Origin of the sequence: Neobacillus sp. OS1-2 (assembly GCF_030915505.1) — a bacterium.
Lineage (GTDB): Bacteria > Bacillota > Bacilli > Bacillales > Cytobacillaceae > Neobacillus.
Genome location: NZ_CP133265.1, coordinates 746,492 through 760,269, shown reverse-complemented (window position 1 = coordinate 760,269; position 13,778 = coordinate 746,492). Strand labels below are relative to the sequence as shown.

Annotated in this window: 14 protein-coding genes and 1 pseudogene; 12 read left to right on the top strand and 3 right to left on the bottom strand. The window is 39.7% G+C overall.

Going from position 1 to position 13,778, the window contains the following annotated elements; all coding sequences use genetic code 11:
• Positions 1–76: 76 nt before the first annotated feature.
• The 3 genes and pseudogenes from mbcS to rarD all read left to right on the top strand — a co-directional run bounded on the left by mbcS (position 77) and on the right by rarD (position 4,351).
• On the top strand, positions 77–1,663 hold the full coding sequence (mbcS, locus tag RCG19_RS03935; protein ID WP_308109751.1) for an acyl-CoA synthetase MbcS: 1,587 nt from the start codon (positions 77–79) through the stop codon (positions 1,661–1,663).
• A 73-nt stretch (positions 1,664–1,736) separates the two neighbouring features.
• A pseudogene (locus RCG19_RS03930) lies at positions 1,737–3,334 on the top strand (amidohydrolase).
• A 90-nt stretch (positions 3,335–3,424) separates the two neighbouring features.
• Positions 3,425–4,351 (top strand): EamA family transporter RarD, encoded by a 927-nt coding sequence (gene rarD / locus RCG19_RS03925; RefSeq protein ID WP_308109750.1) that lies wholly within the window; start codon positions 3,425–3,427, stop codon positions 4,349–4,351.
• Positions 4,352–4,457: 106 nt separating this feature from the next.
• Here the strand turns inward: rarD and RCG19_RS03920 are convergent, their stop codons facing one another.
• Positions 4,458–5,261, bottom strand: coding sequence for an NAD kinase (locus RCG19_RS03920; protein ID WP_308109749.1), 804 nt, complete (start codon positions 5,259–5,261; stop codon positions 4,458–4,460).
• A gap of 155 nt (positions 5,262–5,416) precedes the next feature.
• Between RCG19_RS03920 and sppA the strand changes: the two genes are divergently transcribed.
• From sppA to RCG19_RS03875, 9 genes are all read left to right on the top strand, one after another.
• Positions 5,417–6,427, top strand: coding sequence for a signal peptide peptidase SppA (gene sppA, locus RCG19_RS03915; RefSeq protein ID WP_308109748.1), 1,011 nt, complete (start codon positions 5,417–5,419; stop codon positions 6,425–6,427).
• 14 nt (positions 6,428–6,441) lie between these two features.
• Positions 6,442–6,891, top strand: a complete 450-nt coding sequence (locus tag RCG19_RS03910; RefSeq protein ID WP_308109747.1) for an RDD family protein — start codon at positions 6,442–6,444, stop codon at positions 6,889–6,891.
• Between the two features lie 76 nt (positions 6,892–6,967).
• Positions 6,968–7,657 (top strand): DUF2953 domain-containing protein, encoded by a 690-nt coding sequence (locus RCG19_RS03905; protein WP_308109746.1) that lies wholly within the window; start codon positions 6,968–6,970, stop codon positions 7,655–7,657.
• A 17-nt stretch (positions 7,658–7,674) separates the two neighbouring features.
• Positions 7,675–8,166, top strand: coding sequence for a GerW family sporulation protein (gene ytfJ, locus RCG19_RS03900; RefSeq protein ID WP_308109745.1), 492 nt, complete (start codon positions 7,675–7,677; stop codon positions 8,164–8,166).
• A 158-nt stretch (positions 8,167–8,324) separates the two neighbouring features.
• Positions 8,325–8,825 (top strand): thiol peroxidase, encoded by a 501-nt coding sequence (tpx, locus tag RCG19_RS03895; protein WP_166239111.1) that lies wholly within the window; start codon positions 8,325–8,327, stop codon positions 8,823–8,825.
• Positions 8,826–8,933: 108 nt separating this feature from the next.
• Positions 8,934–9,917, top strand: coding sequence for a class I SAM-dependent methyltransferase (locus RCG19_RS03890; RefSeq protein ID WP_308109744.1), 984 nt, complete (start codon positions 8,934–8,936; stop codon positions 9,915–9,917).
• Between the two features lie 240 nt (positions 9,918–10,157).
• Positions 10,158–11,354: an acetate kinase gene (locus tag RCG19_RS03885; protein ID WP_308109743.1), complete on the top strand. Its 1,197-nt coding sequence runs from the start codon at positions 10,158–10,160 to the stop codon at positions 11,352–11,354.
• Between the two features lie 104 nt (positions 11,355–11,458).
• A complete protein-coding gene (locus RCG19_RS03880; protein ID WP_308109742.1) occupies positions 11,459–12,295 on the top strand; it encodes an EcsC family protein in 837 nt (278 codons plus the stop codon).
• A 2-nt stretch (positions 12,296–12,297) separates the two neighbouring features.
• Positions 12,298–12,810, top strand: a complete 513-nt coding sequence (locus RCG19_RS03875) for a MogA/MoaB family molybdenum cofactor biosynthesis protein (protein WP_308109740.1) — start codon at positions 12,298–12,300, stop codon at positions 12,808–12,810.
• 33 nt (positions 12,811–12,843) lie between these two features.
• Here RCG19_RS03875 and RCG19_RS03870 read toward each other — a convergent pair whose 3' ends face one another.
• Both RCG19_RS03870 and RCG19_RS03865 read right to left on the bottom strand, forming a co-directional pair.
• Positions 12,844–13,155: a hypothetical protein gene (locus RCG19_RS03870; RefSeq protein WP_308109739.1), complete on the bottom strand. Its 312-nt coding sequence runs from the start codon at positions 13,153–13,155 to the stop codon at positions 12,844–12,846.
• A gap of 125 nt (positions 13,156–13,280) precedes the next feature.
• Positions 13,281–13,739, bottom strand: coding sequence for a universal stress protein (locus tag RCG19_RS03865; RefSeq protein ID WP_308109738.1), 459 nt, complete (start codon positions 13,737–13,739; stop codon positions 13,281–13,283).
• Positions 13,740–13,778: the final 39 nt, after the last annotated feature.

Here is a 13,778-nt window from a genome sequence, read left to right as displayed (position 1 = left end):
TAATTAATATATCCAAATTTTTATTTATTTCTGTATAATTATTATATAAGATTATTATTTTTAAGGAGGAGAAGTCATGAAGAGGGAAGATCTAATTGCACCAGAACAGTATAATCTCGTTTCTGAAATGGAGCGATTTGCAGGAAATCCGCAAAGAGTGGCATTAAAATGGGAAAATGAGTCAGGTGAAACCAAACAAGTTACATATGAGCAACTAATGAAGCGAGTGAACAAAGCGGGGAATGTGTTTACTCAGAATGGTTTAAACAAGGGTGATGTGGTTCTCGTTATTGTACCGCGTTTGATTGAAGCGTACGTGGTGTATTTGGCCGCATTAAAAACTGGAATGGTGGTCATCCCTAGTTCGGAAATGCTAAGGGAGAAAGATCTGCAGTACCGTATTTCACACGGAGATGTAAAGGCAGTCATCAGTTATTACCCATATGTTGATCAATTTGAACATATTACCGAAACACAACCATTGGTTAAGTTCACATTGGGAGCTGAGGAAGAAGGCTGGATTCATCTAGATGCTGAAATGGAAAAAGCTAGTGAACAATTTGCGATTGCTGAAACTCTTCGTGATGATATGGCCTTTTTATCCTATACATCAGGGACAACTGGAAATCCAAAAGGTGTAGTCCATACTCATGGCTGGGCATTCGCTCATTTAAAAACAGCAGCATCTAAATGGCTTTGTATTGAAGAGGGCGATACGGTTTGGGCAACAGCAGGCCCAGGCTGGCAAAAATGGATTTGGAGCCCATTCCTTTCTGTCCTTGGTTCAGGTGGAACTGGTTTAGTGTATAACGGAAAATTTGAACCGAAAAAATATTTAGCACTCTTGCAAAAATATGATGTCAATGTCCTTTGCTGCACACCGACGGAATATCGGTTAATGGCAAAAGTAGACAATTTAGCTGATTATCAGTTGCCAAACCTTCACAGCGCCGTCTCCGCAGGGGAGCCGTTAAATCGTGAGGTAATTGACACATTTAGAAAATATTTTGCCATTGATGTTCGTGACGGTTATGGGCAAACCGAAAATACATTACTTGTGGGAGTTACAAAAGGGATGGAATTGAAGTCGGGCTCAATGGGCAAGCCGACACCTGGAAATAGGGTAGAGATTATCAATGAGGATGGCCAAGTTTGTGCCGTTGGGGAAGTTGGTGATATCGCCGTCCATGTTGAAACTCCTGCCTTATTTAAAAATTATTATAAAGACCCCGAAAGAACGGCCATGCAGTTCCGCGGAGATTATTATGTCACGGGCGATAGAGCCAAAATGGATGAAGAAGGCTACTTCTGGTTCGAAGGCCGCAGTGATGATATTATTATTAGCTCTGGCTATACGATTGGGCCGTTTGAAGTAGAGGATGCGCTTGTGAAACATCCGTTTGTTAAGGAATGTGCCGTTGTTGCTAGTCCCGATGAAATCCGCGGCTTTATTGTTAAAGCGTTTGTTGTTTTACAGGACGATGTCAGTCCTGTCGACCCGGAGTTAACGAAAACCTTACAGGAGCACGTAAAAACACTTACAGCTCCGTATAAATATCCTAGAAAAATTGAGTATTTGACCGAACTTCCAAAAACAACCTCTGGAAAAATTCGCCGGATTGAGCTTCGTCAAAAAGAAATGGAATCACTGAAACAAGTATAATTTTTCAGGACATATTGGCAGGCGGTGTTTACCGTCTGCTAGTTTTTTTTAGAAACGAAGGGAGGAACTAAAAATGGGCAAGTTATGGTACGGAGGAACCATCTATACATTAGAAGGTGAGGGATCAACGGTTGAAGCCATTTTTACGGAGGAAGATCGAATTGTACAAACAGGTGAAAAAGGGCAATTAGAAGAAATTTTTAACAAAAGGATTACGGAACGGGTCGACCTAAACGGCGGGACGATGTTCCCCGGCTTTATTGATAGCCATATCCATTTAATTGGACACGGGGAAACATTAATCCGTCTTGACCTATCAAAGATGACCTCAAAAGAAGCCATTTTTGCAGCCGTTAAGGAATATGGAAGTCAGTTTAAACAGGGCGAGTGGATTATTGGTGATGGTTGGAATGAGAACCTATGGGGACAGTCGGAAATGATCCATCGAACGGAATTAGACGAAATTTTCCCTGAAAATCCGGTTCTTCTAAAACGGGTTTGCCGTCATGCGATGGTTGTTAATACGAAAGCACTTGAATTGGCTGGAGTATCAGAGGAAACAGTTTGTCCCCCGGAGGGGTGATTGAAAAAGAGGCCAAGTCTGGGTTAACAGGTCTTTTAAAGGATACAGCACAGGACCTCATCAACAAAGTGGTGCCTATTGTTTCAGAAGGATATTTACAAAAGGCAATGAAGGCTGCCATAAAAGATTTATGTCGACTAGGGATTACAGGTGTTCACACAGAGGATTTACATTATTACGGGGGATACCATCGTACATTTGAGACGTTTAAAAAAGTAATTGAAGAAGAGGGAAATAAATTCCGTACTCATTTACTTGTTCACCATGGGGTTGTGGATGATATGGTGAATGAAGGTGCAAGTTTCCATTCGGGTAATGAATGGATAGAAATCGGTGCAATGAAGATTTTTGCTGATGGTGCGCTCGGCGGAAGGACTGCACTTCTAAGCCATCCCTATAATGATGCACCAGATACGAATGGTGTAGCCATATTTAATCAAGAGGAATTAAATGTTTTAGTCGCTAAGGCACGTTCCTGCAATCTTCCTGTAGCCGTCCATGCCATTGGCGATTTGGCATTTGAATATGTACTAAATGCAATCGAAGTCCACCCACTCACGGGACCTGGAAGAGACCGGCTAATTCATGCTCAAATTGTACGTCAAGACCTAATTGACAGGGTGAAGAAGCTTCCTGTCATCCTTGATATCCAACCTGTTTTTCTTGCGTCAGATTTTCCGTGGGTTATGGATCGGATTGGCCATGAAAATTTGGATTATTGCTATGCGTGGAAAACCCTCTTACATGCAGGTCTCCACTGTGCCGGGGGTTCCGATGCGCCGATTGAAATGCCTAATCCATTGTTTGGCATCCACGCAGCGGTAACAAGAACAGATAGAAATGATCCTAAAGGAATCGTTTATGGCAAAGAACAGGCATTAAGTGTTTATGAGGCTATCTGTTTATTTACGAAGGGTAGCGCCTTTGCGGCATGTCATGAACATGACCGTGGGATGATTAAGGAAGGTTATTTAGCTGACTTTACTGTGCTGGAACAAAATATATTCAGCCTCCAACCTTCTGAAATACCTAAGGTTCCTGTTCAAATGACGGTTATTGGCGGCACAATTGTATTTGAAAAAGAGTAGGTGCTAAGTAAAAAAATCCCCCATTTTTGGAGTTTCACGTTATAATGAAGATATTTCGAAACTAGAAAGAATAGGGGCTTGGGGAGACATATGAAAAAGACGGACACACAGATAGGGGCCATTCATGCTGCCTTTTCTTATTTTATTTGGGGGCTATTGCCAATCTATTGGAAATTATTGAATCATGTAAATGCCAAGGAGATTCTCGCAAATCGGATATTTTGGTCCTTTATTTTTATGTTAATTATTCTCTTCTTTACGAAAAAATGGGGATTATTTGTCCGAACCTTAAAAGGTTTTGCTCAAAATAAAAAGCAAATGTACGCATTGGGGATTGCCTCTATATTAATTAGCGTGAATTGGTTTATTTATATTTGGGCAGTGAATAGCGGGCATATGATTGAAGCGAGCCTTGGCTATTATATAAATCCCCTTGTAAGTATTTTATTGGGAATGGTGGTACTGAAGGAAAAATTAACGATCTACCAATATATCTCCTTTATTTTGGCGGCAGTTGGAGTAGTAATCGTCACTGTTTCTCATGGTGTATTTCCTTGGATTGCGATTTCCTTGGCACTAAGTTTTGGGTTATATGGCTTAGCGAAAAAGTTGATTAACGTGGATTCGTCCGTGGGACTGAGCTTAGAAACCCTTGTTGTTGCACCCATTGCAGCTATCTACATGATTTACTTAATTATTCAAGGCTCAAACTCCTTTTTAACAGCGAGTATAGGAACGGATTTATTATTGATGGGGGCAGGAGTTGCAACCGCTGTGCCACTCCTTTATTTTGCAAAAGGGGCACAAAAGATTCCGCTCTCTTTACTTGGTTTCTTGCAATATATTGCACCAACCTTAACCCTTATTTTAGGCGTATTTGTCTATCAAGAGCATTTTTCAAAATCACAGCTCTTAGCCTTCATGTTTATTTGGACAGCACTAACCATTTATTCACTTTCAAAAACAAAGCTCGTGACAGAAATGAAATGGCGTAAAGAAAAGCGAGCGACACTATAATAAAGAAAAAACCTTATCCTATTTGCGGATAAGGTTTTTTTAAAATGAAAAGAAGTATAAGTTTGGACTTTGGGAATTGTCTAGCTCCGCGCGCCCTGCGCTTTTTTTATAGGAAGGTTCTCTTCACTTTATCCCAGAAAGAATTGTCTTTTAACTTTAAGGTTTTAATTTTTTTTCCGCTTATTTTTATGTTTATTTTATCCACATGACGAATACTTAAGGCTTCATTGTCCATTCCCATTGTTGGATGGTCGTTGCCTTCGGAAATAACCTTAAGTGTAAGTGTCCGTTCACTGCCAATAATAAATGAGGCACCAAGTGTACGGTAACGATTTGTATTAACAGAAGCCACCTCACTCACCTGCATGCAGGATAGAAGCGGGTCGACAATCGACCCATTCACGGATTTATTATAGGCGGTACTGCCCGTTGGTGTTGAAACAATTAATCCGTCACCACGGAACGTTTCTAAGTGAAGCTGATCCACAAAAACATCAATGACGAGTGTTTTAATAATCGATGAGCGAATGCTAAATTCGTTTAAACATGTGAAGGTGCCTTGGCCATCAACGTTCACTTCAATCATCGGATAGCGGCGAACCTCGATTTGTTCATTCGTTGTGATGGTCTCAATCATTTTGGAGGTATCACTTATACGAAAATCGCAATACATGCTCAAACTATCCTTGATTGATATCCCCATATATAAACAATCATCTCGGAAGCCCGTTTTTCTCACCGCTTGAAGAAAAGTTCCATCATCACCCACGCTGGCAATGATATTAGCTTTACGATAATCATTTACGATGGTAAAACCATATCGGTCAGCCACTTCGACTAGGGGAGCCATTTTTGAGAGCATGTCCGCATCCCGCTTGTGATAAAAATAAATATTACGTCTTATTTCCATTTCCTATCCCTCCATTTTAAAGATGAAAATGTAACATTTGGAAATTAATCTTTGTTAAAATAATGATAGTCTGAAATTAGTTTAGCACTTTTTTGAAACAATATGAAAGCAGGGATGTGAATTCTAGACGAAAGAAATGTGAGGGGGAGATACAGTTGAATGGAAAACGTTGGGCCGCCCTAGGAATTGCTGCGGCATTATTTTTTGTTTCGATTGTGATTAATTTTTTGTCGGCATTTGCCTTTAAAGGGATTAAAACAGATTTCAGTGATTTTATGGCGACTGCTGAACAACCATTAACAGAGGAAGTCGTTAAGGAAGGCAGTGAATTAAAGAAAATTGCCATTCTTGATGTTGACGGTGTCATCCAAGATAGCGGTGAAACAGGATCATTCCTGCAAAGCTCAGGTTATAACCATCAAGACTTTATGAAAAAGTTAACCTACTTGCAAGAGGATGATTCGGTGAAGGGCGTCATTATTAGAGTAAATTCACCAGGCGGCGGTGTCGTTGAGAGTGCAGAAATTCACGATAAGCTAATTGATATCCAAAAGGATAGTCAAAAACCAGTTTATATTTCGATGGGGTCGATGGCAGCTTCAGGTGGATATTATATTTCAACAGCAGCCAAAAAAATCTTTGCCAGCCCGGAAACATTAACAGGGTCACTTGGCGTCATAATGGAAGGATATAACTACAAGGGATTGGCAGATAAATATGGTGTCGATTTTGTCACAATTAAAAGTGGTAAGTATAAAGACATTATGAGCCCTACGAGAGAAATGACGGATGAAGAGCGGCAAATTTTACAAAAAATGATAGATAACTCGTATGAGGGATTTGTTAAGGTCATTTCTGAGGGCCGCCATATGAGTGTCGAGGAAGTAAAACAGATAGCAGATGGACGGGTGTACGATGGACGGCAGGCAAAAGAAATTAATCTCATCGATGATTTTGGTTACCTTGAAGATGTCATTAATCAAATGAAAAAGCAAGAGAAGCTTAAAGGAGCAAAGGTAGTTCGCTATTCGGATGATCTCGGTTTAGGCTCGTTATTTAAGTTTCAAGCGCAAAAATTAATCAGCGGTGATGTAGAAATGGCGGGGCTCATGAAAATCCTTTCCAAGCCCAATTCTCCACGCCTAATGTACTTATATGCAGAATAAGGGAGGGAAGTTAAATGGAATCGACTGAACCTGTTTTACAGGATCATCCTTTTCGATATGCGGGCTTCTGGATGCGTTTTTGGGCATATTTGCTTGATTTGCTAGTAGTGGAAAGTTTCGAACGCCTGCTAATAAACCCGATATTTCGAGCGTTTGACATTTCTCTAACCGAATTTTCTATATTCGCCCCCGTTTCGATTGCATCTACGGTCATCTTTTATTTATATTTTGTGTTAATGACAAAATTCTTTAAGCAAACGCTTGGCAAAATGGTCTTTGGCTTAAAGGTTGTGGACTTAAAACATGATGAAATGTCCTGGGGAACGATTATTTTTCGTGAATGGATTGGTCGGTTTATCTCGGCAACGATCATCATTGGCTATATCATTGTTGCCTTTTTACCGAAAAAGCAAGGGTTACATGATATCTTTACTGATACCACGGTCATACATGTAGATAGATAAGGATTCAGGGCCTGTCAACAATAAGTTGGCAGGTTTATTTTTTTCATAAAAGCGAATAATAATAGGCTGAAAGGTTGTGAACAAATTGTTTTGGCTCTGGCTTTCTATATTGGTCCTATTGTTCTTATTCATTTTAATTATTTTTACGAAGTTAACGATTCTTGTAAATTATTATCATCATAATGACAATGATGATTTAAAGGTAGTGTTTAAGATATGGTTTGGACTCATAAAATATAAGCTAAATGTCCCTTTGATAAAAATTGATGATAATTCACCAAGTTTGGTGGTAGAAAGTCATTCACATATGGGGGATACGGCTCCTGAAGACCCAGATTCTACGGTAAACCAAATTACCCAAAATGACGTTACGAGTAGCTTTCAAAAAACAAAAGAACTGCTAGAAAAGGTTATCCATTTGCATGTGATTGTTAGGAAATTTTTAAAAAGGGTTACAATAAAGAGTTTTGAATGGCAGACACTGATGGGTGTTGGTGATGCGGCGCATACCGGAATGATGACAGGTGCGATTTGGGCAATAAAAGGGAGTATTGTCAGCATTCTTAGTCATTATTTTCGGTTAAAGCAGATGCCACATTTATCGGTAACTCCCCATTTTCAAGCTGCTGTCATTCAAACACAGTTAACGTGTATGTTTCAGTTTCGAATCGGGTATGCTATTCTCGCAGGATTAAAGCTGATTAAATTCTGGAAAGGCGGGAAACCGCCTAGTAATTTTAAAAGTGAAAAAACGAAATCCGTTTGAAAGAGGAGGAAATAGACATGTCTGACCACCCAATTCAAGGTTTGATGACGACCGCAATGGAAAGCTTGAAAGAAATGATTGATGTGAATACTATCATCGGGGATCCTGTTGAAACCCCTGACGGAAGTGTCATTTTAACAGTATCGAAGGTAGGGTTTGGATTTGCTGCTGGAGGGAGTGAGTTTAAACTCGACAGCTCCCAGTCGCAAGGCGGCCAAAGTGGGGGTCAAGGCCAAGGTCAAGGCCAGGGGCAAAGCGGAGGAAAATCAGCCCTTCCATTTGGCGGCGGAAGCGGCGGCGGTGTTTCCATCACGCCAATCGCTTTTTTAATTGTAAATTCACATGGTGTCAAAATGCTGCATCTTGATGAAAGTACCCATTTATATGAAAAGATTTTAGAACTTGCTCCGCAGGCAGTCGATAAAATTCAGCAAATGTTCTCGAAAAAAGAAGAGAATAGGCAACAGCAAAGCCAACAACAGCAGCCAAAAGTGGATCTTGAATTATAAGGAGAAGGTTAATCTTCCTCATCAAAGGAAGGTTAACTTTTTTCTTGAGGTTTAAATAATTGCAAATACACTGTTGAAAAGATATATTTACACTGTACATATTAAAGTCAATTCATCTCATTGTGGATGACTTTAAAAGACAAAGGAGGATGAAAAGAATGGCAAATGTAACATTTAAAGGAAATGCGATTACCTTGTTAGGAAGTGAAGTGAAGGTTGGGGACAAAGCTCCAAACTTTACTGTACTTGCAAATGATCTATCGGAAGTAACGTTAGAAAATACAAAAGGTCAAGTTCGTCTAATCTCTTCTGTACCTTCTTTGGATACAGGCGTATGTGATGCAGAAACACGCCGTTTCAATGAAGAAGCAAACGGCTTAGGTAATGTAAAAATTTTAACAGTAAGTGTGGACTTACCATTTGCACAAAAACGCTGGTGTGCGGCAAGCGGCATTGAAAATGTTCAAACACTTTCTGATCACCGCGATTTATCTTTTGGAGAAGCATATGGGGTTGCAATCCAAGAATTACGCTTATTAGCTCGCGCGGTTTTTGTTGTTGACTCGAATGATACCGTGACTTACGTCGAGTATGTTAGCGAAGCAACGAACCATCCAAACTACGAAGCTGCAATTGAAGCTGCAAAAGCGGCAAAATAATTATAAATCTTTAAAAGGCCTCGGCTCTAAAGCGAGGCCTTTATACTTGTTTAAAAAATACATACTCGTATAGAATAAATAAGGAAATTTAGGAGTGGAGGGGAAATAATGAAACTGTCTCCGGTTGAACAGTTATTTACACTATTTAATGAAACAGCACTTATTTTACAAGAGGAATTATCCTACAGTTACCTTGAGGCACTTGCAGATACAGGGGAAAATCTATTTCAGGGCGCCATTCTTCAAGATGAGTTAAGTGAGCTCACGCTGAAAAGGCTTAAGAAGGTATATGAAGAAATACACCTGGTTAAATATTCAAATGAGGATATTCGTAAAGCCTATCAGCTTGTGATCTTAAAAGGGATGAAGGAAAATGTCCAGCCTAACCACCAGATGACTCCGGATTCTGTAGGGATGCTAATAGGCTATTTAGTGGAACGATTTGTTAAGCAGCCATCATTCCGCCTCCTGGACCCTGCTGTTGGAACAGGGAATTTAGTTACAACCGTTTTAAACCACGTACATAAAAATATTACCGCGATTGGTACCGAGATTGACGATATTTTAATTAAGCTTGCCTACGTAAATGCAAATTTACAGCAGCATCCTGTTGAGTTTTTCAATCAAGATAGTTTGGAGCCTTTGTTTATCGATCCTGTTGATGCTGTCATTGCCGATTTACCGATTGGCTTCTATCCCAATGATATAAGAGCGGAAGATTATCAATTAAAAGCTTCGAAGGGCCACTCGTATGCTCATCATTTATTTATTGAACAAAGTGTGAAACATACCAAACCGGGAGGATACTTATTCTTCCTCATTCCCAATGGTTTGTTTGAAAGTGAACAGGCACCTCAGCTTCATGAATTTATCAAGGAAAATCTGATTATCCAGGGCTTGCTTCAATTACCGACGACCATGTTTAAAAATAAACAATCGGCTAAAAGTATTTTGGTTTTACAGAAAAAAGGGGAAAATGTCAAGCCGCCAAAGGAAGCATTACTCGTGCATTTACCAAGTCTGTCAAGCGCTGTTGCAATGGATAAAATATTAGCCAAAATTGAAAAATGGTTTCAAGATAGTAAAGGATAAAGCTGGTTTTGATTACCGGTTTTATCCTTTTTGTTTTGGGTTACAAGAGTAAGAAAACTGTGAATATATGAACATTTGCATTGGAACCGCTACCACTGGAAATATCCCTTGAAAAGTCCGATTTTCAGTGATTAAATGAGGAATTGAGGGAAATAAACAAGGTTGGTTTGCACAAAATAAGGTGTACTATTCGAATCACATCCTAAATCGATGTTGTTATATAAAAGGAGCGGTAGCAAAATGGCAAAAATCATTGCAATTAATGCGGGAAGTTCTTCTTTAAAATTTCAATTATTTGAAATGCCAAGTGAAGAAGTTATTACAAAAGGGCTAATTGAAAGAATTGGTCTTAATGATTCAATTTTTACTATCACGGCCAATGGGGAAAAGATCCAAGAAATTATTGATATTCCAGACCATGAAGTCGCGGTACAAATGCTGCTAGATAAATTAACTACATTAGGCATCATTAAATCCTTAACTGAAATTGATGGAATCGGTCACCGTGTTGTCCACGGAGGAGAAACTTTCGATGATTCAGCTCTTATTACGGATGAAGTACTTAACAAGATTGAAAAGCTATCGGAGCTTGCACCATTGCACAACCCAGCAAATGCAACAGGGATTAAGGCATTTAGGCGGGTACTTCCTGATGTCCCAGCTATTGCTGTTTTTGATACAGCCTTTCATCAAACGATGCCGGAAAGTTCTTATTTATACAGTCTGCCATTTGAATACTACAAAGAATATGGAATCAGGAAGTATGGCTTCCATGGCACAAGCCATAAATATGTTTCCCAGCGTGCAGCTGAACTATTGGGACGCCCCGTTGAACAGCTTCGTTTAATCTCATGTCACTTAGGGAACGGTGCAAGTATTGCGGCCATTGAAGGTGGAAAATCAATTGATACCTCGATGGGCTTTACACCACTTGCAGGGGTCACAATGGGTACCCGTTCAGGTAATATTGACCCGGCACTTATTCCATATATCATGGAGAAAACCGGTAAAACCGCAGAAGAAGTTCTAGACGTATTGAACAAAAAGAGCGGTATGTTAGCCGTTTCCGGCTTCTCTAGCGATCTTCGAGATATTGAAATCGAAGCGAATAAGGGTAATGAACGAGCACAGCTGGCATTGGATGTGTTTGCTAATCGAATCCATAAATACATTGGTTCCTATGCTTCACGTATGTTCGGTGTTGACGCGATTATTTTCACTGCCGGAATCGGTGAAAATAGTGACACGATTAGAGAAAATGTTCTTAAAGGTCTTGAATTTATGGGCGTTTATTGGGATCCCGCTCTAAATAAGGTGAGGGGCGAAGAAGCATTCATTAACTATCCGCATTCGCCGGTTAAAGTTATTATCATTCCGACAAATGAGGAAGTCATGATTGCTCGGGACGTTGTTCGTTTAGCAGGAACACGTTCATAATCTAAAAAAGGCAAAAGCTATTTTAAATGGCTTTTGCCTTTTTTAAGTCTAATTTTTTTGTGATATACTGGAAAAAGAAATGTAGCCGGAGGAGGTCAGAATAGATGCCATTGACAGAACGGGAAGCAAGTGTCTTAAATGAAATACGCTTATGGGAAGAAAAGTTACTAAATTACGAGGCAAATGAGTTTCAATTAACGTATGAAAAATATTTAGAACGTTCTTTTTTGTTACTGCCTGAAAAGGTGCAACAACAATTCTTTTCCCTTATTGATACATGGTTATTTCATTTACATGGGATGATTCAAGGCTCACAGCTTCAAATGGACGCAAAGGAAAGAATTCTTACGTCAGGAAGAATTTTTAGTAAAGATATCGAAGAAATAGCGGATATAAGAAACTTAACGATTGACCAATTACAATACATAGCAGAGCAGCAAATAGCGAGGCACCGTTTATATTCGTTTGCCCAAGGGGGACTTGCAGGGACTGGAGGCACGCTTCTCTTAGGGGCAGATATTCCGGCGATGGCGGTCATTAATTTAAGAATCGTTCAATTAATTGCCATGACCTACGGTTTTGAAGTGAATACCCCCTATGAAATGATGACATCATTAAAGGTTTTTCATACGGCGACGTTACCGCCACGAATTCAAATAAAGGGATGGAACTCGTTAATGGCGGATTTAGCCGAAAATGATGAGTCATATTTTTATCAAGGGAACGAGCAGATTACCGATATCACTTGGCTGGAACAGCCGGTTCAGCAATTATTAAAAGCTATGGTCATTGCTCTGTTTCGAAAAAAGGTCATTCAGGGGATCCCGCTAATCAGCATGGCAATAGGGGCGGGGGCTAATTATCAATTAACGAGAAAAGTAACGGATGTTGCGCATAGGTATTATCAACTTCGTTATCTCAAGGAAAAAGAGGAGTTTTAACGATGAGTACGCAAGAGCATAAAAAAGAAGCACCAAAGTCAGTTCACTGTAAAGTCATAACAGTTAGTGATACAAGAGATAAAGAAACAGACAAAAGCGGTAAGCTGATGATTACACTGCTTGAAGGATCAGGGCATACGATTGTTGATTATGTTATTGTTAAGGACGAAGCAGCACAGATTCAAAACGAAATTGTAAAAGGTTGTGAAAGAGGGGATATTGATGTCATCCTAACAAATGGCGGCACTGGAATTGCCAAGCGTGATGTAACGATTGAAACCGTACAAAATCTTCTCGAAAAAGAAATCGTTGGTTTTGGTGAATTGTTCAGAATGCTAAGCTATCAAGAGGATATCGGCTCAAGCGCAATCCTTTCGAGAGCAATTGCCGGAGTCGTTAAAAATAAGGCTGTATTCTCCACACCTGGTTCAACTGGAGCTGTCAAATTGGCCATGAATAAGTTAATCTTACCTGAACTTGGACATGTGGTGAGGGAAATTAAAAAGGATATATAAACAACGAAAACTCCCTGCATTGGGGAGTTTTTCTTATAGATGTACCTTGCTAACTACCTGGTTTGCCCTGTACCAAAGCCATAAATCATTGATAATCGAAGCGAGATCCGCTATTTCAGAGTTTAATTGACAGGAGCGTGGGAAATCACTTTCATCTGAAAGTTGTGCTTGTTTATCATTGATCTCCTCCTCGAGCTCAGCAATACGGTCAGGGATGGAACCGCGGGTTTGCTCCCAGGTTAACAGAATCTCCTGCTGTATTTCCGCGCTATATTCATCCCATTCCATAGTCAAATCAGGAATCGCAATACCAAGACGTTGATCAAAAGCGAAATGCTCTATCATTCGAAAGCCTCCATGCTATTGTTTTGCTTTATTTTACTATAGTTTCGTTAGCCATACACGAGAAACCTATTAGTAATAGAAAAATAAATGCACGGGGCAAAGGGCTCCGTGCATGAATCAGCTATCTATTCTTCGTCAATATCTTTTTTGGTTCGAACGATCAGAACGTCACATGGAGCGTAACGAACAATATGTTCTGATACACTGCCAATGAAAAATCTTTCGACTACATTCATTCCAGTGGCACCGCAGAGAATTAAATCCACCTTGTGTTTTTTAGCTATATCTCTTGGAATTCGTATTTTAGGTGAGCCAAATTCAATTTCGTATTGGACATTTGTTAACCCCGCATCCACAGCTTGCTTATGATAATTTTCAAGCATTTCCTTTGCAAGTGTTTCTGCCCGATCACCAATAACAGTATCATAGGCTTCAATTAAGGCAAACGACCTTGTGTCAATCACATGAACTAATAAGAGTCCCGCTTGATTTCGCTTTGCGATTTCAATCCCCTTTTGAAATGCCCAATCTGCTTCCTTTGATCCATCAATTGCGACTAAAATATTTTGATATTTAAGTCCCATGATTATCATCTCCTTACCCTGATTATACAATATTTAACA

Bases quoted from the DNA above. Each gene is read 5' to 3' on its own strand.
- mbcS (WP_308109751.1), top strand. From the start codon at position 77: ATGAAGAGGGAAGATCTAATTGCACCAGAACAGTATAATCTCGTTTCT.
- rarD (WP_308109750.1), top strand. From the start codon at position 3,425: ATGAAAAAGACGGACACACAGATAGGGGCCATTCATGCTGCCTTTTCT.
- RCG19_RS03920 (WP_308109749.1), bottom strand. From the start codon at position 5,261: ATGGAAATAAGACGTAATATTTATTTTTATCACAAGCGGGATGCGGAC.
- RCG19_RS03910 (WP_308109747.1), top strand. From the start codon at position 6,442: ATGGAATCGACTGAACCTGTTTTACAGGATCATCCTTTTCGATATGCG.
- ytfJ (WP_308109745.1), top strand. From the start codon at position 7,675: ATGTCTGACCACCCAATTCAAGGTTTGATGACGACCGCAATGGAAAGC.
- tpx (WP_166239111.1), top strand. From the start codon at position 8,325: ATGGCAAATGTAACATTTAAAGGAAATGCGATTACCTTGTTAGGAAGT.
- RCG19_RS03890 (WP_308109744.1), top strand. From the start codon at position 8,934: ATGAAACTGTCTCCGGTTGAACAGTTATTTACACTATTTAATGAAACA.
- RCG19_RS03885 (WP_308109743.1), top strand. From the start codon at position 10,158: ATGGCAAAAATCATTGCAATTAATGCGGGAAGTTCTTCTTTAAAATTT.
- RCG19_RS03880 (WP_308109742.1), top strand. From the start codon at position 11,459: ATGCCATTGACAGAACGGGAAGCAAGTGTCTTAAATGAAATACGCTTA.
- RCG19_RS03875 (WP_308109740.1), top strand. From the start codon at position 12,298: ATGAGTACGCAAGAGCATAAAAAAGAAGCACCAAAGTCAGTTCACTGT.
- RCG19_RS03870 (WP_308109739.1), bottom strand. From the start codon at position 13,155: ATGATAGAGCATTTCGCTTTTGATCAACGTCTTGGTATTGCGATTCCT.
- RCG19_RS03865 (WP_308109738.1), bottom strand. From the start codon at position 13,739: ATGGGACTTAAATATCAAAATATTTTAGTCGCAATTGATGGATCAAAG.